Here is a 19,047-nt window from a genome sequence, read left to right as displayed (position 1 = left end):
ATCGGTCTCCGCCCGGTGTCACGGTGACTTCGCGACACTGGGAGGAGACCTCCCGCGCCGGGCCTGGCAGGGCCTGACGCAGGAGCGACTCAGCAGTGGATCACGCGGCCTGGCTGTAGCGGTCGCAGATGGCCAGATACTCGTCGCTCGACATCTGGACGGCGGCGACGCGCAGTTGCTTGGCCTTGGGCTTCTTCAGAGTGGTCTTCACGACCACCGACTTCCCGATGGGGATGCCCATGTACGACTGGTCGACGTAGGTGTTCTCCTTCATGTCGTCCCAGGCAATCAGCACGCCATCCGGGAAGAGGATGCCGTCCCGGCCGATGGTCAGCACGGGCGTGTCCAGACTTCCCAGCGGCTTGACACAGTTGAAGATCATCCAGATGGACGTCGCCGTGATGAAGCCGCAGAAGGCCATGACGCCCGTCTCGCCAATGGAGCGGTAGGTGAGCGCGCCGAAGAAGGCCGTGGACAGCGTCCAGATGACAGCGCCCACGATGAGCTTCGTGCGCGAGTAGTAGAACGCGTGCGGCTGGTCCGACTTCGCCTTCGTCTTGGCAGAGCTATAGATTTCCATGAGGTGATGCCTGTTCGGGGTTGGGGGAAAAAGTCACTGCTCGAGACGGTCGGTCAGGTAGGCCAGGAGCACCGGGGCGTTGACGATCGTCTCCTCGTCGATCTTCCGGAACCTCCCGTGCGCCGTGATGATCAGCTCCCGGGTCGACACGCCCTGGTCGTGCCCGTCCTGGAAGCGGATGCTCTCGATGTCATCCCAGCGGATGAGCTGCTTCTTGTGCGTCAGTCCCTCGGAGCTGAGCGTCAGCGGGCCGAAGGCCACGGAATGCCCCGAGGCGACCTGGCGGCGCACCTTGTCCAGGAGCGCGGCGACGACACGGTCCGTCACCTCGGCCTCGAGTTCGTCCGAGTCGCTCCACAGGTTCAGCCGCAGCCGGTACTTGCCGCCGCGGTGGCGAAGCACGAGGCGGTCATGGTTGTGCTGGCGGACGATGCTGCCCACGTTCCCCCAGGCCAGCGTCGTGTCACCGGACGTGAGCCGCAGCGAGTCCACCGTCAGTGATTCAGGGGCGCGCAGCCAGACGAACAGGTCGCTGGCGCGCCACCCGATCACGTAGATGCCGCAGGGGATGCCCAGGATGAGGATGAAGAACCCGAAGTAGCTCCGCAGCAGGTCATGAACCATCGACAGCGGGAGCAGGTGGATGGACATGGGTGCGAGCACCGCCGCCATCACCACGTAGATGAGGATGAGGCCCACCACGAGCCAGTAAACGGCCGGCGTGGGGAAGACCAAGGTGTGTACGCGCTTCAGGGGACAGCTCCCAACGGGCCGGATGGGTTCACCGAGGGCCACAAGTCCCGGTGAATGAATGTTCGTTCACCCCTTTATAGACAATGACAGTCGCCTTTTCGACCACCAAACACTCGAGCGCCCGCAGACAGTCGGTGAAGTCACGCATTCCCTGGCAAGCCAAGGAAACCCAATCAATACAACACGCCAAACACTTCCAACCTCTCATGCACTGAGAGAGCCCTGAGCAAGATTTCACGCGCTGTGTGTTTTCAATCCCGTCGTGTTTCACCTCGGTCAGCGCCACGGAAAGGGGGTGGGCACTCGTCGCTTTCGCAGAGCACAGGAATGGCGCTCGCCTGCCCACGCAGACAGTCCCACGCGCGCCACACGTGTCCGCATCGACAGGACGCGAAGCGAACGACAGCGCCCTTTGCGACGCGAACGAGCCCACCTCGTCCCATCAATGAAGCCGATGCCAGGTCGGCGGGAACTTCGAGCCGAAGCAGCAGTCGCGCCCATCACCATCAGGCAGTGACTTGATGAAGAGCTCCACGGGAAGGTGAACGTGCTCGCCCACGGGTTAGGAGGCGCGATTCTTTCTGAAGGCCACGCACCATCTCGCGCCACAAAGGGCGAGCGCCCCTGCGATGAGCGCGAGGTCCGGAACCAAGAGCATCGCCCTCACGAGGAACGACGAAGGGCCCAAGACCCGCGTGAGAGCGCGTCACCCCCCAACAGGACAAGGAGGAGTCGCGCACTCCCGCGACAGACATGAGCGGCGCCCGCGACTTCCGCGGACCACCTCGCGCTCCGGATCCGAAGCAGCACTCGCGCCCTCTCCCCGAACGACGGAACACTCGCTCCCTCTGCGCCAGGGACGGCCTCATCGCCTTCGCAGGCCCCACGACAACCCCGACCCCAGAAACGACAAAAGCCCCCGAGTCTTTCGACTCGGAGGCTTCTATCGGAGTGCCCAGGGCGGGATTCGAACCCGCACACCTTTCGGCGCCACCCCCTCAAGATGGTGTGTCTACCAGTTCCACCACCTGGGCGTTTCTGCGCGGACCATCTACAGGACCGCACCGGATCACGCAACGAGTTTCTAACCGCTGCGTGCTCCAGATTTATTCGACGGGCCCTTACGGAGCCGGAGTCGGCGCCGCCGGCTGAGCAGGGGCCGACTGGCCCTCCGCCGGAGCCGCCGGAGCCTCACCACGAGGCTGCTCGACCGCGCCAGGCGCCGACTGCTCGCCCGCCGGAGCCGCCGCGCCCGGGGTCGCCGGAGCCGAAGCCGCTGGAGGAGGCGAAGCCACCGAGCCACCCGCCGCCACCGAGGAGCGAAGCCCCACGAAGGAGAGGCCGAGCGAAGTGAAGAAGAACATCGCGGCACAGACGCCCGTGAGCTTGCTCAGGAACGTCACGGCACCACGGCCACCAAAGGCGCTCGTGGCCGCGCCGCCGCCGAGGGCCGAGCCCATGCCAGCGTCCTTACCCGGCTGCAGCAGGATGACGAAGATCATGAACACGCAAACGAGGACGTGCACGATCGTGACGAAGGTCAGCATGAGAGATCTTTCGAACGTTCCGTGAAAAGGAGGCGCACCCTACACAAACTGCCGAATGGGTGACAACTTCTTCCGCCCGCCAGTGAGCCTACTCTAGGTGGCCGCCTTGATGATGGCCGCGAAATCGCCCGCCTTGAGGCTCGCCCCACCGACGAGCGCCCCATCAATGTCCGGCTGCCCCAGCAATTCCGCGGCGTTGTCGGGCTTCACACTGCCGCCGTACTGGATCCGCACCCGCCCGGCCGTCTCCCCGTCGTACAGCCGACCAAGGAGCCCCCGGATCGCCGCGTGGACCTCCTGCGCCTGCGCCGACGTCGCGTTGCGCCCCGTGCCGATGGCCCACACCGGCTCGTACGCCAGCACGAAGGTCGCCACGTCCTTCGCCTCGAAGCCCGCCAGCCCGCCCCGGACCTGACGCTCCACCACGTCCAGCGTCTGGTTCGCCTCGCGCTCGGCCAGCGTCTCGCCCACGCAGAGGATGGGCTTCATGCCAGCGGCCAGGACGGCCCGGGCCTTCTTGTTCACCGACTCGTCCGTCTCGCCGAACAGCTGCCGGCGCTCCGAGTGCCCCACGATGACGTAGGCGCACCCCAGCTCCGCCAGCATCGGCGCGGACACCTCGCCGGTGAAGGCACCGGACGACTCCCAGTGACAGTTCTGCGCGGCCAGCTGCAGCGGCGCCCCTTCCAGCGCGACGTGCAGCGGCTGCAGCGCCAGGAACGTCGGCGCCACCACCACCTCCACCACATCTCCGACGGCGGCCACGGTCCCCCGCAGCTCGCGCACCAGTGCCAGCGCCTCCGGCACCGTCTTGTTCATCTTCCAGTTGCCGGCGACGATCTTCCGACGACGAGCCGAGACGGCCATGAATCGCTCCCCCAGAGGTGTGGTGGTGTTGCTTGGCGGCGCGGAGACTACCGCGTTTCCAGCGCCTTGATGCCCGGCAGCTCGCGACCTTCCAGGAACTCCAGAGAGGCGCCTCCACCAGTGGACACATGGCTGAGCTGATCCGCCACGCCCATCTGCTCCACGGCCGCAGCGCTGTCGCCGCCGCCGATGACGGTGACAGCCTGCTTGTTGTTCGCCATGGCCGTGGCGACCGAGCGGGTGCCCTCGGCGAACTTCGCCACCTCGAACAGGCCCATGGGGCCGTTCCAGATGACCGTGCGCGCGTCGCGGATGTGCTGGGTGAAGATGGCGCGCGTCTTCGGGCCGATATCCAGGCCCATCATGCCCGTGGGCACCACGTTGTCCGGCGTCTCGAGCGCGAGGCTCTTGTCCGTCAGCTCCGTGCCGGCGATGTGGTCCACCGGCAGGACGATGGGCGTCTTCAGCCGCTGCGCCGCATCCAGGATGCGCGTGGCCAACGACAGCTTGTCCTCCTCGACGCGGGACTTGCCGACCTCCACGCCCTGCGCCTTGAGGAAGGTGTAGGCCATGGCGCCGCCGATGAGCAGCGCGTCCACCTTGGGCAGCAGGTTCTCGATGACCTTGATCTTATCGCTGACCTTGGAGCCCCCGAGGATGGCCACGAAGGGCTTCTCCGGGTTCTTCAGCACGCGGCCCAGGTACTCGATCTCCTTCTTCATCAGGAGGCCCGCGGCCTTCTCCTTCACGAAGGGCACCATGCCCGCCGTGGAGGCGTGGGCGCGGTGCGCGGTGCCGAAGGCGTCGTTGATGTAGACGTCGGCCAGCGCCGCCAGCTCGCGGGCGAAGGTCTCATCGTTGGCCTCCTCTTCCTTGTGGAAGCGGAGGTTCTCCAGGACGACGACCTGGCCTTCCTTCAGCTCCTTCACCTGCTTCTTCACGCCGTCCCCGATGCAGTCATCCGTGAGGATGACCTCGTGCTTGGGGCCGAGCAGCTCGGCCAGTCGCGCGGCGACCGGCTCGAGCGACAGCTTGGGGTCCGGGCCCTTGGGGCGGCCCAGGTGGGAGGCCAGCATGACCTTCCCGCCGAGCTCCAGCGCTCGCCGGATGGTGGGCAGCGCCTCTCGGATACGGGTGTCGTCCGTCACGCGCCGCCCCTCCAGCGGGACGTTGAAGTCCACGCGAATGAAGGTGCGCTTGCCGGTGAGCTGCAGCTCGTCGATGTAGCGGATCATCTGGTCTCCCCTGGGCCCCTGACGGGGACTAGACGCCCTTGGACACGAGGAACTTCGCCGTGTCCACCATGCGGTTGGAGAAACCCCACTCGTTGTCGTACCAGGCCATGACCTTGACCATGTTGTCGCCCATCACGAAGCAGTTCGTGGAGTCGAAGATGGCCGAGTGCGGGTTGCCGTTGTAGTCCACCGACACCGTCAGCGCGTCGCTGAACTCCAGGATGCCCTTGAGGGGGCCAGCGGCGGCCTTGCGGAACGCCTCGATGATGGCCTCGGCCGTCACGTTCTTGGTGGTGTTCACCGTCAGGTCCACCAGCGACACGTTCGGGGTGGGCACGCGCACCGACATGCCGTGCATCTTGCCCTTGAGCTGCGGCAGCACCTCGCCAATGGCCTTCGCGGCGCCGGTGCTCGAGGGAATCATGGACAGCGCGGCGGCGCGGGCGCGACGCATGTCATCGTGGGTGAGGTCCAGGATGCGCTGGTCGTTGGTGTAGCTGTGGATGGTCGTCATCAAGCCCTTCTCGATGCCGAAGCCGTCCAGCAGCACCTTGGCGACGGGCGCCAGGCAGTTGGTGGTGCACGACGCGTTCGAGACGATGTGGTGCTTGGCCGCGTCGTACTCGCCGTGGTTGATGCCGTAGGCGATGGTCAGGTCCGGGCCCTTGGCCGGCGCGGAGATGAGGACCTTCTTGGCGCCCGCCTTCAGGTGCTTCTCGGCGCCCTCGCGGCTGGTGAAGCGGCCGGTGCACTCCAGCACCACGTCCACGTTCATGCTCTTCCACGGCAGCACCGTGGGGTCCTTCTCCGCGGTGACGGTGATCTCCTTGCCGTCCACCACGATGCCCTTGTCCGTCGACTTCACCTCGCCCGGCCAGGTGCGGTGCACGGAGTCGTACTTGAACAGGTGCGCCAGCGCGGCGGGCTTGTCGAGGTCATTGATGGCGACGATCTCGAGGTCTTCCTTGCGGCTGAGGGCGGCGCGCAGGATGCAGCGACCGATGCGACCGAAGCCGTTGATGGCGATGCGGGTGGCCATGTTCGTGTCTCCTTGGGAGAGGTGGGCGCGGATGGGGCACCCACGGGTCATCACGTCAGAAAATAAGGGCCGCCGACCGTAGGCACGCGGCCCCGCCGAGTCAACGCTTCACGTCGCTCGCGCGACGACGCGCGCGCCGAAGCTGAACAATCACCCCGAGCAACAGCCAGAGTCCGGTGCCCGTTCCCGCGCTCGCCCCACAGCCGCAGCCGGAGTCACCGAGCGGATAGAACTGCGGCAGCGCGTCCAGGACGATGGGGGCCGGAGGCTCGGGCGGCTCCGGAGGATGCGGGTCCACCCCGCGCGGCGCCACGCATCCGCTCAGGAGGCCTGGGCCCGAATCGCCGGAGTCCCCGACGGGCGGAGTGGCCGGCGCGGGGAAGCCCGCGCGCACCAGGAACGCGGACAAGAGCCGCGCCCGGGCCGCCCGGTCCACCACCGACTCGAAGGGAACACCCAGCAGGAGCACCTGTCCCCCCGGCATGGAGAACACGCCAGCCGACAGGTTCGTCCCCGCGTACCGCAACACCGCCGAGCCCCCCGATGCCGGGGTGAGCACGTCCGTCACTCCCACCGGGTAGGCCCCCCGGGTGCCGTCGTCCAGCGTCAGCCCGGTCAGCTCGGAGAGGAAGTCCCCCGGCACGCCCTCCACGCTCAAGGGCGGAGTGCCCGTGCCAGGCGAGGCCCGGAGGATGTCCGCGAGGAACGCCTTGTCGTCCGCGTCTCCCGCCGACAGCGCGGAGGTCAACTGACCACCGGACAACAACAGGTGACCGCCCCCCGTCACGAAGGCGCGCAGCGCGTCCTGCTCGGCGCGCGTCGGACGGGCCCCCGCCTCGCCACCCCGGCCGGTGAACCAATCCACCACGCGGTACCCCGCTCCCACGGACACCAGCCCCGCCGCCACCGCGCCGCTCGTCGCGCTGTCGAAGGCGAGCCCGGACTGGCTCATCGCATCGCCATGGCGACGCACGTACGTGCCGTCGTTCATCGCCTCCAGCAGCACCCGCAGCGGAGCCTGGAGGTCATAGACGTCCAGCGCCTCGCCACAAGCCAGCGCCGAGTCCAGCCGCTCGAACGCGTTGACGACCAGCGCCGGCGGCGCCTCGCCCGAGCGAACTCCGACGATGGCGGAGGGGAAGCCCTCGCCGCCCGCATTCACCGCAGCGACTCGGAAGTAGCGCACGGTGCCCGCCGCCAGGGGCAGGCTGAAGGTCGTCTGCGTCACCTCGGTCCCCTCGTCCCAGCCCTGGCCATCCGCGCTCTGATAGACGCGGTACGCGGTGGGCGCGTCATGGCCCTCCTCGTCCGGGTTCGCCGCGGGCACGGCCCAGCGGACCTCCACCGTGCCCGCCGAGGCGTTGCGCGCCACCACCGCGCCCGGCGCCTCTGGAGGAAGCTGGATGGCCACGCCGTCGCGGGTGGCGAAGTACTTGATGAGCCCCTGGAGGATGGCGCGCGCGGCAACGCGGCGGAAGGCCGGCTCCTTGAGGCGGTTCGAGTCGGCGACGGCGTCGTGGTAGGCGATCTCCAGCAGCACGGACGGCATCTCCGAGTTGTGCGTGGGGTTCACCTCGCCCAGGTTCGCGGAGCGCAGGTTGCGCACGCGCCAGTTGGCGTCCACCTCTCGACGGACGTCCCGTCCCAGTTCGTCCAGCAGCGCTCGCGCCAGCACGTCACTGCCAGGCACGCCCGTGAAGTTCAGCGTGCCGTCCACCGGGTTCGGCCCGTACACGTAGGCCTCGGTGCCGACGACGTTTCCCGTCGTCGAAGCGTTGGTGTGCCAGGCCACGTAGACCGCATCCTCGCCCTCCTCGTGCAGCCACGCCGCGAAGCGCGCGCGCGCCGTCACGTCCGCGTTGCGCTCGTTGGCCAGGGCGTTGGCCCCGGTGGGCGCGTACACGGATGCCGGGGCACCACTGAACTGCACGTGGTAGCGCGCGGCCTCCTCGTAGCGGGGGCGCGGCAGCGCGGCCATCTGCGCATCGCCGATGACGCCACTGCCGCCGCCGAAGCGCACGGCGTCCAGCGACACCGTGCTCCCCTCCTCCGCGTCGTTCATCAGCACCACCGAGGCCGCCTCCGGCCCCGCGCCCGACTTGAAGAAAAAGCGGCCCAGCAGCACCCACGTCCCGCCATGGCGGCGCTGGTTGACACGGAAGTGGCTCTCCCCTCCCGAGTGGCGCACCACATAGTGTGCGTTCGTCGTCCGAGCGGGGTCCGCCCCATAGGAGGCATAGACGTTGTAGTGACCATCCGCCGGCACCACCGGCGCCCAGGTGGCCGACGCCGTGGGAGTGGTCGCGGTGGTGAGCACGCGCGTTGCCCCCAGCGTGAACGGCTCCACCGCGTTGCCCATGGGCGTCGGGGGCGTGCCCCAGCCCTTCTGCGCGGTGGTCTGGAACAGGCCGGCGTCCCCTTCCTGCGAGTAGCCCACGCCCCCTTCGTCGACGATGACCATGCGCGGGTTGAGGTCCGACTCGCGCACCGGCACCACCGTGGCGCCGGCGCCCATCAACATGGGCAGCAGGTACTGGTTCACAACCTCGGCGGAGATGAGGTCCTCCACCACCGCCCACGTGTTGGGCCGCTGCGTGGCCCAGCGCCCCAGGGGCGCGGCCCGGTAGAAGCCGTGGCCCGGGCTCAGATAGATGACCTTCCCGGACAGCGCTCCGGCCCGCGTCCGGGTCTGCGGTACGCCCGCGAGCGACGCACGCACCGTCCCATCGCGAGCTTCCCGCCTCACGACGGGCGCCTCGGTGGCGCTCAGCTTGCGCGTCTCATGCGCGCGGGGCGAGGGCGCCGGGAGGTACACCACACCGGGAGGCTCCAGCCCACAGGCGTTCACTTCTTCTTCTTGAACAGGGGCAGGGGCCTGGGCCCCCGCGAGTGACGACGTCAACAGGAAGGCCAGCAGCACGCCACCTGGACGCGCCCGGAAGAAGTTGGTGCTCATGGCGAGTGACCTTACCTATTCACATCTCCACGGCAATCGAACCCGTGAGTGCTAGCCTGCCCGCCCCTTCAGCTTCCGATGACCGTACCTGCCCGGCCACCTCCCCACTTCCCTCCTCGTCGCGGCTCGGGGCTCTTCGCCTCGTTCGGCCACGCATGGGCGGGCCTCATCCACACCGTCGTCCACCAGCGCAACATGCGCGTGCACCTCACCTCCGCCATGCTGGTGGGACTGGTGGGCAGCGGCATCGCCCTGGGGCTCGCGGAGAAGGTGACGCTCATCTTCTGCGTGCTGCTCATCTTCTTCGCGGAGATCCTCAACAGCGCGCTGGAGCACCTGGTCGACCTGGCCGTGCAGCAGTTCGACGAGAAGGCCCGGCTCACCAAGGACGCCGCCGCCGCGGGCGTGCTCGTGCTCGCGCTGGGCACGGTGGTCATCTTCGCGGCCATCCTCGTGCACAACTGGGAGACGGTGCGCACCAGCACGGACGCCATCATCCGACAGGTGGCGTTCGGCATCCCCCTGACGGCCTGTGTCCTCGTGCTCGTGCTCCCCCAGCGCCGCCCGCTCTGGGTGGATCTGCTCGCCTTCCTCGGCGGCGGTGTGCTGCTGGGCATCCTGGCGACGCGCTCGGCCAGCATGGTCTTCAGCGCGATGACGGCGGGGCTGCTCTTCGTCGCCGGGTCCGCGGCCTACACCCGCCGACGCGAAGCGCGCTCCACGGGGCAGCCACCGGGCGATTCGCCCATCAGCGGACATAAAAAAACCGGCTGACGCCGGTCCACCTGCCACCTCGTGGGCGGGAGCCCCGAAAACCAGTCCGGAGCCCGCTCACCCGCCGAGGGTCTATTCGGTGAAGTCTCGCACCATCAGGCGCGCTGGCGCCACTCGGAGCCCTGCTCCTGGGCCGGCACCGCGACTTCCTTGTCGCCTTCCTTCAGGTCCGACGTCACCAGATCAAGCAGCTCCGTGGCGATGCCGATGACCTGGTGCGGGGTGTACCCGCTCGCGCGCAGCTGGTTGAAGAAGGTGCGCGCCAGGATCCGGGTGCCCTTTTGATCGGTGCTCACAGTGAATGCCTCCAAATGGGGCGGCGAAATGAGGGGGGCCGCCGTGTAATCACGCGAGCCCTGTTCTTCAACCCCCGTGCCAGTCGTTCTCTTCCGGAATGATTCCGTAATAATTCCAATGGCTTGGATGAAAATATGGCCCGGCATGGCCCCGCCAGGGGTGCGAAGGAGCCTACGCACCCTGGGGAACCCCCGAGGGAAGTGGATGGCGGGGTGCATCACGGGATACGCACCCGGATGAGGGCTCGGGCCCCCCGTGGTTTCAAGTGCTTGCAATCTTTCACCGGGGTGAAGCAGATACGCGCCCCCACCAGGAGCGAACGGCAATGGCGTATCGGGTGAACAACATCGGGCTGTGGCTGGACGAGCCGGAGGAGCTGCTCGGTCAGCGGGCCGCGGAGAAGCTGGGCGTCACCCGCTCCGATCTGGCCTCCGTGCGGGTGGTGCGTTCAGTGCTGGACGCTCGCAAGAAGGGCAGCCCCCGCTACATCTACACCCTGGAAGTGGAGATGGCCCCCGGCCGCAAGCCGGCGCACATTCCGCCGGACGTGGGCGAAGCCCCTCCGCCGCCGGAAGTCCTTCCCCCGGTGAAGCCGCCCGAGCAGTGGCCCATCATCATCGGCACCGGCCCCGCCGGGCTGTTCTGCGCCCTGGGTCTCTTGGAGCGCGGCGTGCGCAGCATCCTGCTGGAGCGCGGCCGTGAAGTCGTCGCGCGCCGCAAGGACGTGGCGAAGCTGATGCGCGACGGCACGTTGGACCCGGAGAGCAACATGAACTTCGGGGAAGGCGGCGCGGGCGCGTACACGGACGGCAAGCTGTCCACGCGCATCAACCACCCCATGGTGCGCAAGGTCATCGAGGCGTTCGCCCGCTACGGCGCGCCGGACCACATCCTCATCGAGGGAAAGCCGCACATCGGCTCGGACCTCCTGCCGGGCGCGGTGGCGAAGCTGCGCGAGGAACTCATCGCCGGCGGCTGCCAGGTGCACTTCGAGCAGCGCGTGGACGACCTCCTCTACCGCGACGGGCACGTGGCCGGCGTGAAGCTGGCCGACGGGCGCACGCTGGAGAGCAATCGCGTCATCCTCGCGCCCGGCAACTCCGCGCGGGAATTGTACGAGCGCTTCGCCGCCGACGGCCGCGTCCTCGTGGAGGCCAAGCCCTTCGCGCTGGGCTTCCGCGCCGAGCACCCACAGGCGCTCATCAACGGCATCCAGTACGGCAGCGCCGCGAAGAATCCGAAGCTGCCCCCCGCCGACTACAAGCTGGCGGAGAACCTGGACGTGGATGGCGAGGTGCGGGGCGTCTATTCGTTCTGCATGTGCCCGGGTGGAATCGTGGTGCCCACGCCCACCCAGGACGGGCTCCAGTGCACCAATGGCATGAGCAACTCGCGCCGCAACGCGCGCTACGCCAACGCCGGCATCGTCGTCTCCGTCTCCGTGGCGGACTTCGAGCGCGAGGGCTTCCGTGGCCCGCTGGCGGGCCTGGAGTTCCAACGGCACTGGGAAGAGAAGGCCTATGAGTTGGGTGGCGGACGCTTCTTCGCGCCGGCGCAGACGATTCCGGACTACCTGGCCGGCCGCGTGAAGAAGGACCCGGGAGGCACCAGCTACCGTCCGGGGCTGGCGCACGTAGACCTCAACCGCCTGTTCCCGGAGCGGCTCACCACCTCGCTCAAGCAGGCGTTGAAGACGTTCGACCGGAAGATGCGCGGCTTCATCAGCGAGGAGGGCAAGCTGATTGGAATCGAGAGCCGCACCTCGTCGCCGGTGCGAGTCACGCGGAACGAACTTCTTCAGTCGGTGTCCATGAAGGGACTGTATCCGGCGGGCGAGGGCTGCGGTTACGCGGGCGGCATCGTCTCGTCGGCCATCGATGGTCTGCGCATCGCGGAGCAGATTGCCACCGAGCTGGCGTGAGGCGAGGTCGTGCCTCACGGAAGGAGAGCTGCCATGCGTTACATCGTGCGCACTCCGGACGGAGAGCTGACCTATCCCAGCCTGGGTGACGTGGAGCGCGCCTACACCCAGGGCCTGGTGGACCCGGACGACGAGGTGCGGGAGGAGAGCTCCAGCCTGTGGCGCAAGGCGGGCAGCCTGCCCGTGCTCGCGCAGGCACGCCGTCCGTCGTCGGGGCTGGCCGCTCGGGGACAGTGGCTGCCCGTGGCGGGCGCGGTGCTCGTGGGCGCGCTGGCCCTGGCGCTGGTGCTGCGCGACTCCTGGCACTTGCGAATCCTGGGCATCATCCTGGCGCTCGTCGTCAGCTCCATGCTCACCCGGGTGACGTTCAAGGCGTTCAAGCGGCCTCCACCCCAGCCGTGAGCATCAGAGGCCCGGCCCCCTCGGCCGAGGCGCTCCAAACGGCATCCCCCCGGCTTCACGGCTCGCCCCCTCCCCTGCCCTCCAGCGCGGGGGCCAGGCGTCCGCCGACATCGGCAAGCGCACGGCCCATGTTGTCCGCTGGAAGCAGTCCACGGGCGTCCGGTCCCGTGGCACCACGCGAGAGGGAGGACGCACCTTGCTCAGCACCTATCTGTCCCGGGATGCCGCCCGCCGCCTGAAACACGGCGCCCCCTGGCTGCGCCGGGAGGACATCGTCTCCATGGAGGGAACGCCCCAGCCCGGGGAGCCCGTGCAGCTCCGGGACGAGGACGGCGCGGTGCTGGGCCTGGGTGACGTGGACCTGGAGGCCTCGCGCGCCGTGCGCCGCCTGGGCATGCCGGACGAGGCCGTGGAGGGCCTGATTCCCCGCCACCTCCGCCACGCCTTCGAGCGCCGGGGCCGGCTGGTGGATGACCCGCGCTTCTGCCGGGTGGTCAACGATGACGGGGACGGCCTGCCCGGCCTCATCGTGGACCGGTACGACACGCACTTCGTCGTGCAGACCCTCACCCGCTCCATGGACGCGCGGCACCAGGAAATCACCCGCGCGCTGGTGGAGGTGACGGGCGCGAGCTCGGTGCTCCTGCGCAATGACTCCGGGCGCCGTCAGGTCCTGGGCCTGCCCACGCAGCGGCCCCACGTCCTCTACGGCACCCCGCCCCGCTGGTGCCGGCTCTTGGAGCTGGGCGCCCGGTTCACCGTGGACCTCACCTACGGCCAGGGCACGGGCTACGCGTATGACCAGCGCGAGCTGCGGCGCGTCGTCGGGCGCATGGCCTGGGACGGCCGCGTGCTGGACGCCAGTTGCAACGTGGGCGGCCTCTTCGTCCACGCGGGACTGCATGGCGCCCGACACATCCTCGCCTTCGACGCGGACGCGGATGCCGGAGACCTGGCCCGGGAGAACGCGGAGGCCAACGGGCTGTTCGGCCGGGTGATGGTGGAGAAGGGCACTGCCCTCCAGGCCCTGCGCGCGGTGCGAGAGACCTTCGACCTGGTGTTGCTGGACACGCCCCGGGTGGGCTCCGAGGAGGAGTTCGTGGAGCAGATCCGGTACGCCCTGCGGCGCACCCGCCATGGGGGCCGCTTGCTCGTGGTCGGCTACCACCCACCACTGGCCCTGGGCGGCTTCGACGAGCTGGTGGCCACCGCCTGCGAGGCGGAGGCGCGCATCGCCACCCGGCTGTCCCGTCCTGGACTCCCCCCGGACCACCCCACACTGGTGGGCTCCCCTGGCGCGGAGTACCTCGACGCGGTGGCGCTCGAAGTCACCTGACGCGAGTCCCCCGCGCCGCCTTCCGGGGTGCTAGTGTCCGCGCCCGCGATGACCAACGAAAACGTCCCCGATACCGCGACCCCCACCCCGGCAGGTTCCGTCGAGACCGTCCGCAAGGTGTACGCGGTCGACCTGCGTGAGAAGGACCGCGTCAACACTGTCTTCCGCGTCACCAAGAAGGAGAAGGTGACGGCCCGAAGTGGCAAGGTGTTCCTGGCCATGACGCTCGTCGACAAGAGCGGCGAGGTCGACGCGCGCGTCTTCGACAAGGTGGACGCGCTCGAGCCCGCCTTCCAGTCGGGCGACTTCGTGCTCGTCCAGGGCAACGTCATCCAGTTCCACGGCCGCACCCAGATTGTCGTGGAGGCCGTGGAGCGCCTGGATCCCGAGCCCCTGGACCCCAAGGAGTTCGAGCCGCCCCCCGCCCCGCCCCCGGAGGCGAAGCCCGCCGCCGAGGCGAAGCCCGCTCCCGAGCCGCGCGCCGAGAAGGCGGACAAGGTCGAGAAGGTAGAGAAGACGGACAAGGGCGAGGGCCGTCACGAGGGTGGTGGTGGCGCCCGGGCCGTGGGCCTCATCCGCGAAATCGTCAACGAGCGGGTCAGTGATCCGCACGTGAAGCAGCTCCTGATTGCCTTCCTGGAGGATCCGCAGGTGGCCTCGGGGCTGCCGGTGGCGCCGGCGGCCAAGGGCATGCACCACGCGTGGCGTGGCGGTCTGGCCGAGCACCTGCTGTCGGTGATGCGGCTGACGCTGCGGGTGGCGGACCACTACCCCATGGCGGACCGCGACCTGCTGCTGGCGGGCGCGCTGCTGCACGACGTGATGAAGGTGGCGGAGATCTCGCCGGACAAGGGCTTCGACTACACGGACGAAGGCAAGCTCGTGGGTCACCTGGTGATGACGGCCCAGAAGATTCGCGAGAAGACGCTGGCCATCCCCGGCTTCCCGCCGCTGCTGGAGCAGCACCTCACGCACCTGGTCATCTCCCACCACGGCCAGCTCGAGTACGGCAGCCCCAAGGTGCCGATGACGCTGGAGGCGCACATCGTCCACGCGCTGGACTCGTTGGACTCGCGCATTGCCTCGTGGCTGGAGGCCATGCAGCGCGACCCCAACGACAAGTGGACGGACGTGCTGCGCCACTACGACCGTCAGATCTGGAAGGGCCCCGCGCCCACCAGCCGGGGGCGCGCTCCGGTGGAGGGTGGCGGCGCTGGCGGAGGCCGTCGCAAGTCTCGCGAGGAGAAGCGCAAGGCCCGGGGCGAGAAGTCCCCGAGCCAGGGCACGCCGCCCGCCGAGGGCACCGCCCCCGCCGCGCGCGAGGAGTCTCCGCGTCCGCCCCGTGAGGATCGTCCGCCGCGCAAGGAGCGCCCGCCCCGCGAGGAGCGTGCCCGGGACGAGCAGCGTCCGCCCCGTGAGGACCGCCCGCCGCGTGAGGATCGTCCGCCTCGCGAGGAGCGTGCGCCCCGCCCTCCCCGTGAGGACCGTCCGGCTCGCGACCCGAGCGGCCTGCCCAAGGAGCTGACCTTCAAGCCCTTCAGCGCGCTCACGTCATTGCCCCCCGCCTCCGAGTCCACATCCAAGAATGGAGAGGGCTCCTCGGAAAGCTGAGTCGTCATGGCGAAGAAGCTGGGTGAGCGCCTCATCGAGGCAGGACTCGTCAACGCCGGGGCCGTGGAGCAGGCCCTGGAGCACCAGAAGATCACCGGCCACAAGCTGGGGGATTGTCTGGTGGAGTTGGGGCTCCTCCAGGAAGCGGCGTTGCTGCGCTTCCTGGCCGCGGAGTTCCAGACGCGCTTCGTGAGCGCGGACAAGCTGGCCAAGGCGAAGATTCCCACCGAGGTGCTCGACAGGCTCCCGGTGCGTCTGGCCGAGGCGCAGAACGTGCTGCCGCTCGCGGTGGACCCGGACAGGAAGCTGTTGTCCGTGGTCGCCGCGGAGCCGCAGAACAAGGCGCTGATGGACGAGATTGCCCTCGTCACGGGCATGTCGGAGGTCTACGCGTACGTGGGCCTGCGCGGCGCCATCGCCGCGGCCATCCGCAAGCACTACTACGGCGACCCCACCGCGTTCGCCGCGCTGCTGGAGTCGGCGAGCGCGCACTCGAACCCGACCGAGTCGACGTCGCGCACGGGGGCCGCGGAGCACAACCGCACCTCCACCAGCAACCGTACCAGCCTGTCGTTCCGGATGGAGACGGACGCGCGCATGCGGCTGCAGCGCGCCAGCGGCACGCAGGTGGCGGGGCGTCCCTCCTCCACGCAGCGGCGTGAGCCGGGCGGCCCTCGCGGGCTGGTCAGCGACATCGACTACGTGGAGACGCTGGGCATCCTCGTGGGGCTGCTGGAGCAGGACCGCCAGCGCCACCGGGGACACTCCGCGCAGCTCGCACGGCAGGCGGGCATCGTCGGCCAGCGCATGGGCATGCCCCACAAGGAGCTGGCCGCGCTGTCCATCTCCGCGTACCTGCATGACCTGGGCAAGCCCTCCGAGCGGCACTTCTCGCTCGCGAGCAATGCCGTCAACTCGGAGTGGAAGGCCCAGGCCCGCGCGGCCTGTCGCGCGCCCACCAAGCTGTTCGAGACGGTGCACCTGCCCACGCAGGTCAACACCATCCTCGCGCAGCTCTACGAAGCCTGGGACGGCTCAGGCACCCCGCAGGGCGCCAAGGGCGAGGAAATCACCCTGGGCGCGCGCATCCTCGCCGCGGTGGACAGCTTCCTGGAGCTGACGAAGAACCCCGGCAACGCGCTGGGCAAGGCGCTGACGAAGGAGCAGGCGCTGGAGCACCTGAAGACGAACTCAGGCGTGCTCTATGACCCCGTGGTGGCGGACATCGTCATCCAGCTCCAGAGCGGCGAACTCTTGCGCCACCGGCTGGAGAGCGAAGGCCGGCAGGTGCTCGTCGTGGAGCCGGATGAGACGGCCCGGGGCGAACTGCTGGAGGCGGTGCTCAAGCAGGGCCTGGTGGCCCACGCGCTGTCCACGCAGGAAGGCGCGCAGGACGGGCTGGCCCGGCAGGACTGCGACGTGCTGGTCGTGAGCCTGCGACTGGGGCAGCAAGAGGTGCTCGACCTGCTCCAGCAGGCGCGCTCCACGCCGGAGACGGCGGGCCTGCCCATCGCCGTGGTGGGCGAGCCGGATGCGTCCACGCGCGAGCGGCTGATGATGGGCGGCGCCACGGAGCTGCTGCCTCCCGGAGACAAGTCCCTGGTGGCCAAGGCGGTGCGCGCGATGCTCGAGGACCGGGTGCTGCACAACGGCCCGGGCCGCGTGGTGCGAGGCAGCTTCGACGAGCTGCCTCCTCGCGAGCTGCTGCGCACGCTGGGTGGCGGAAAGAAGAGCGGCAAGCTCCAGCTACGTCAGCACACGCTGGAGGGCTCACTCCACCTGGAGGGAGGCCGCGTCGTCTTCGCCTCCTTCGGCGGCCACACCGGAGAGCCCGCGCTGCAGGCCCTTCTGAAGCTCAAGCAGGCCGACTTCCAGTACGACCCGGACGCGCTGCTGCTCGACGTGCCGCAGATGGACCAGGACCTCCAGGCCCTGGCCGGCGGCGTCACCTCAGGGTGAGGTTGAAGAGGGCGGCGGCGTTGGCGGTGGTGACCTCTGTCACCGTCTCCAGCGCCACGCCCTTCAGCTCCGCCAGCTTCCGCGCCGTCTCCACCACGTGAGAGGGCTCGTTCTTCCGCCCCCGGTGTGGCACGGGCGCGAGGAACGGGCTGTCCGTCTCCACCATCAACCTGTCCAGCGGCGCGAAGCGCACGGCGTCCTGGAGCGCCTCCGTCTTCTTGTAGGTGATGACGCCGGACAGCGAGAGGAAGAAGCCCCTGTCCAGGTAGCGCCGCGCCGCGTCCGTGTCTCCGGTGAAGCAGTGGATGACGCCTCGGGAGACGCCCACTTCACCGAGAATCGCGTCGCAGTCCTCGTGCGCGTCACGCACGTGGACCACCAGCGGCTTGCCCAGCTTCACCGCGAGGGCGCACTGGTGCCGGAAGACGCGGGCCTGCACCTCACGGGGTGAGTGGTCGTAGTAGTAGTCGAGCCCGGCCTCGCCCACGGCGCGCACCTCCGGGCGGGCGCAGATGCGCTCCAGCGTGGCCAGGTCGTCTTCCGTGGCCCGCGCGGCTTCGTGCGGATGGATGCCGAGCGTGGGCGACAGGAACTCCGGATGCGCGGCGGCCAGCTCCAGCGCATTGCCCCACTCGCCGGGGCCGTGGAACTGCCCGACGACGATGGCGTGGACGATGCCCGCGGCGCGCGCCCGCTCCAGCACGGGGGCCACGTCCGCGAAGTCCTTCACTTCCAGGTGGCAGTGCGCATCCACCAGTCTCATGGCTCCTCCTGAAACAAGTCGTCCAGTTCCTGCCGGGCCTCGGGTGAGGTGAAGGTGCTCACCGAGGCGCGCACACGCTCGCGGCCCGCCTCGTCCCCCAGACGCCACACCCCATCGGCCGCATCCAACCGGTCCTCTTCGTCCGCGCTCACGTCCTGAAGCAGCGCGAGCAGCCAGGGCAGCGCCCGAGGGTCACCCAGCCGACCCAGGCCTCGCGCGGCGGCACCACGGCAGGAGTCCTTCACGTCGTCGAGGATGACCTTCAACCGCTCCAACGCGCCGGGGGCCTTCACTTCGCCGAGCAGCTCCACGGCGAGGGCGCGGTCCTGACTCCACTTCTTGCGCGAGCGCTGGAGCAGGTGCGCCGAGCCCGCGGCGTCACCCAGCTTCGCGAGCACACCCGCGGCCTGGGTCCTGTCGAAGGCGGGCAGGAGCCAGCGGCCGAACAGGCGCTTCACGGCAGGCAGGGCGCGCGCGTCCTCCAGTTCGGCCAGGGCACCGAGGGCGCGAAAGCGCAGCAGGTCCGCGTCGAGCGCGTCGATGAGCACGTCGAGTCCCGCCGGATGCTTGAGGGCGGCGATGCCCCGGGCGGCCTCGAAGCGAACCTCGGGGACGGAGTCTTCGAGCATGCCCGCCAGTGCCCCGCGCAGCTCCGGCCGGTACAGGTCCGCCAGTCGTCCGGTGGCCTCCAGGCGCACCAGCGACTCCGCGTCCCGCAGGTAGGAGATGAGCAGCGCGGGCAGCTCCTCGGGAGGAAGGACCACCGTCGCCAACGCGATACCCGAGCGCTTCACCTCCGGCTGGGCATCCGCCAGCAGCCGGGGCACCACTTCCGAGAAGTCCGCCGCGGGCGACGGGGCTTCCAACGCGAGGTGATGGAGCTGTTGCGCCGCCTCCGCTCGGAACGCCGGACGCTTCTCGCGCTCAAGGGTCAGCAAGGCCCGGTCTCGCTCCGCACGCCAATCCGTCACGTCCAGTCACCTCGCTGCCCGGCTGCCTCGCGGCCC

Annotated in this window: 16 protein-coding genes and 1 tRNA gene; 6 read left to right on the top strand and 11 right to left on the bottom strand. The window is 69.1% G+C overall.

Translation table 11 applies throughout. The annotated features are described in order from the left end of the window. Positions 1-100 precede the first annotated feature (100 nt). From HUA74_RS15100 to HUA74_RS15065, 8 genes are all read right to left on the bottom strand, one after another. Entirely contained in the window at positions 101-580 is a 480-nt protein-coding gene (locus tag HUA74_RS15100; protein WP_174455073.1) for a hypothetical protein, read from the bottom strand. A gap of 33 nt (positions 581-613) precedes the next feature. Continuing rightward, entirely contained in the window at positions 614-1,315 is a 702-nt protein-coding gene (locus tag HUA74_RS15095) for a DUF6585 family protein (protein WP_254625060.1), read from the bottom strand. 970 nt (positions 1,316-2,285) lie between these two features. Beyond that, positions 2,286-2,367, bottom strand: a tRNA-Leu gene (locus tag HUA74_RS15090). Between the two features lie 87 nt (positions 2,368-2,454). Then, positions 2,455-2,880 carry a preprotein translocase subunit SecG gene (secG, locus tag HUA74_RS15085; protein WP_141640856.1) on the bottom strand — a complete coding sequence of 142 codons (426 nt, stop codon included), beginning with the start codon at positions 2,878-2,880 and terminating at the stop codon, positions 2,455-2,457. 93 nt (positions 2,881-2,973) lie between these two features. Continuing rightward, positions 2,974-3,747, bottom strand: coding sequence for a triose-phosphate isomerase (gene tpiA / locus HUA74_RS15080; protein ID WP_141640855.1), 774 nt, complete (start codon positions 3,745-3,747; stop codon positions 2,974-2,976). 47 nt (positions 3,748-3,794) lie between these two features. Beyond that, entirely contained in the window at positions 3,795-4,982 is a 1,188-nt protein-coding gene (gene pgk / locus HUA74_RS15075; protein ID WP_174455072.1) for a phosphoglycerate kinase, read from the bottom strand. Between the two features lie 28 nt (positions 4,983-5,010). Then, the gene (gene gap / locus HUA74_RS15070) at positions 5,011-6,021 is read right to left on the bottom strand and encodes a type I glyceraldehyde-3-phosphate dehydrogenase (protein WP_174455071.1); all 1,011 of its coding nucleotides are present in this window, start codon (positions 6,019-6,021) and stop codon (positions 5,011-5,013) included. A 100-nt stretch (positions 6,022-6,121) separates the two neighbouring features. Continuing rightward, a complete protein-coding gene (locus tag HUA74_RS15065; protein ID WP_174455070.1) occupies positions 6,122-8,977 on the bottom strand; it encodes an N-acetylmuramoyl-L-alanine amidase in 2,856 nt (951 codons plus the stop codon). A 78-nt stretch (positions 8,978-9,055) separates the two neighbouring features. On the opposite strand from HUA74_RS15065, the gene HUA74_RS15060 reads away from it, so the two are divergent. Continuing rightward, positions 9,056-9,751, top strand: coding sequence for a diacylglycerol kinase family protein (locus tag HUA74_RS15060; RefSeq protein ID WP_174455069.1), 696 nt, complete (start codon positions 9,056-9,058; stop codon positions 9,749-9,751). 95 nt (positions 9,752-9,846) lie between these two features. On the opposite strand, the gene HUA74_RS15055 is transcribed toward HUA74_RS15060, so the two are convergent. After that, the gene (locus HUA74_RS15055) at positions 9,847-10,047 is read right to left on the bottom strand and encodes a hypothetical protein (protein WP_246137768.1); all 201 of its coding nucleotides are present in this window, start codon (positions 10,045-10,047) and stop codon (positions 9,847-9,849) included. Positions 10,048-10,373: 326 nt separating this feature from the next. Here HUA74_RS15055 and HUA74_RS15050 point away from each other — a divergent pair, with 326 nt between their 5' ends. The 5 genes from HUA74_RS15050 (at position 10,374) to HUA74_RS15030 (ending at position 17,277) form a co-directional block, all read left to right on the top strand. Then, positions 10,374-11,969: an NAD(P)/FAD-dependent oxidoreductase gene (locus HUA74_RS15050; RefSeq protein ID WP_174455068.1), complete on the top strand. Its 1,596-nt coding sequence runs from the start codon at positions 10,374-10,376 to the stop codon at positions 11,967-11,969. Positions 11,970-12,002: 33 nt separating this feature from the next. Continuing rightward, positions 12,003-12,371: a hypothetical protein gene (locus HUA74_RS15045; protein ID WP_141648331.1), complete on the top strand. Its 369-nt coding sequence runs from the start codon at positions 12,003-12,005 to the stop codon at positions 12,369-12,371. A gap of 196 nt (positions 12,372-12,567) precedes the next feature. Beyond that, positions 12,568-13,707 carry a class I SAM-dependent rRNA methyltransferase gene (locus tag HUA74_RS15040; protein ID WP_174455067.1) on the top strand — a complete coding sequence of 380 codons (1,140 nt, stop codon included), beginning with the start codon at positions 12,568-12,570 and terminating at the stop codon, positions 13,705-13,707. Between the two features lie 48 nt (positions 13,708-13,755). Beyond that, entirely contained in the window at positions 13,756-15,318 is a 1,563-nt protein-coding gene (locus HUA74_RS15035; protein WP_174455066.1) for a 3'-5' exoribonuclease YhaM family protein, read from the top strand. A 6-nt stretch (positions 15,319-15,324) separates the two neighbouring features. Further along, on the top strand, positions 15,325-17,277 hold the full coding sequence (locus HUA74_RS15030; RefSeq protein ID WP_141648334.1) for an HD domain-containing phosphohydrolase: 1,953 nt from the start codon (positions 15,325-15,327) through the stop codon (positions 17,275-17,277). On the opposite strand, the gene HUA74_RS15025 is transcribed toward HUA74_RS15030, so the two are convergent. Beyond that, positions 17,264-18,040: a TatD family hydrolase gene (locus HUA74_RS15025; RefSeq protein ID WP_174455065.1), complete on the bottom strand. Its 777-nt coding sequence runs from the start codon at positions 18,038-18,040 to the stop codon at positions 17,264-17,266. The two genes, HUA74_RS15030 and HUA74_RS15025, sit on opposite strands and share 14 nt — an antisense overlap. Next, a complete protein-coding gene (locus tag HUA74_RS15020) occupies positions 18,037-19,011 on the bottom strand; it encodes a HEAT repeat domain-containing protein (RefSeq protein ID WP_174455064.1) in 975 nt (324 codons plus the stop codon). The genes HUA74_RS15025 and HUA74_RS15020 overlap by 4 nt, the downstream gene beginning before the upstream one ends. Positions 19,012-19,047 lie beyond the last annotated feature (36 nt).

Source organism: Myxococcus sp. CA051A, assembly GCF_013336705.1.
Classification (GTDB): Bacteria; Myxococcota; Myxococcia; order Myxococcales; family Myxococcaceae; genus Myxococcus; species Myxococcus llanfairpwllgwyngyllgogerychwyrndrobwllllantysiliogogogochensis.
This window is presented reverse-complemented; position numbering and strand designations above follow the sequence as displayed.

Coding starts and splice junctions, on each gene's coding strand:
- HUA74_RS15100 (WP_174455073.1), bottom strand. CDS start 580: ATGGAAATCTATAGCTCTGCCAAGACGAAGGCGAAGTCGGACCAGCCG.
- secG (WP_141640856.1), bottom strand. CDS start 2,880: ATGCTGACCTTCGTCACGATCGTGCACGTCCTCGTTTGCGTGTTCATG.
- tpiA (WP_141640855.1), bottom strand. CDS start 3,747: ATGGCCGTCTCGGCTCGTCGTCGGAAGATCGTCGCCGGCAACTGGAAG.
- pgk (WP_174455072.1), bottom strand. CDS start 4,982: ATGATCCGCTACATCGACGAGCTGCAGCTCACCGGCAAGCGCACCTTC.
- gap (WP_174455071.1), bottom strand. CDS start 6,021: ATGGCCACCCGCATCGCCATCAACGGCTTCGGTCGCATCGGTCGCTGC.
- HUA74_RS15065 (WP_174455070.1), bottom strand. CDS start 8,977: ATGAGCACCAACTTCTTCCGGGCGCGTCCAGGTGGCGTGCTGCTGGCC.
- HUA74_RS15060 (WP_174455069.1), top strand. CDS start 9,056: ATGACCGTACCTGCCCGGCCACCTCCCCACTTCCCTCCTCGTCGCGGC.
- HUA74_RS15050 (WP_174455068.1), top strand. CDS start 10,374: ATGGCGTATCGGGTGAACAACATCGGGCTGTGGCTGGACGAGCCGGAG.
- HUA74_RS15045 (WP_141648331.1), top strand. CDS start 12,003: ATGCGTTACATCGTGCGCACTCCGGACGGAGAGCTGACCTATCCCAGC.
- HUA74_RS15035 (WP_174455066.1), top strand. CDS start 13,756: ATGACCAACGAAAACGTCCCCGATACCGCGACCCCCACCCCGGCAGGT.
- HUA74_RS15030 (WP_141648334.1), top strand. CDS start 15,325: ATGGCGAAGAAGCTGGGTGAGCGCCTCATCGAGGCAGGACTCGTCAAC.
- HUA74_RS15025 (WP_174455065.1), bottom strand. CDS start 18,040: ATGAGACTGGTGGATGCGCACTGCCACCTGGAAGTGAAGGACTTCGCG.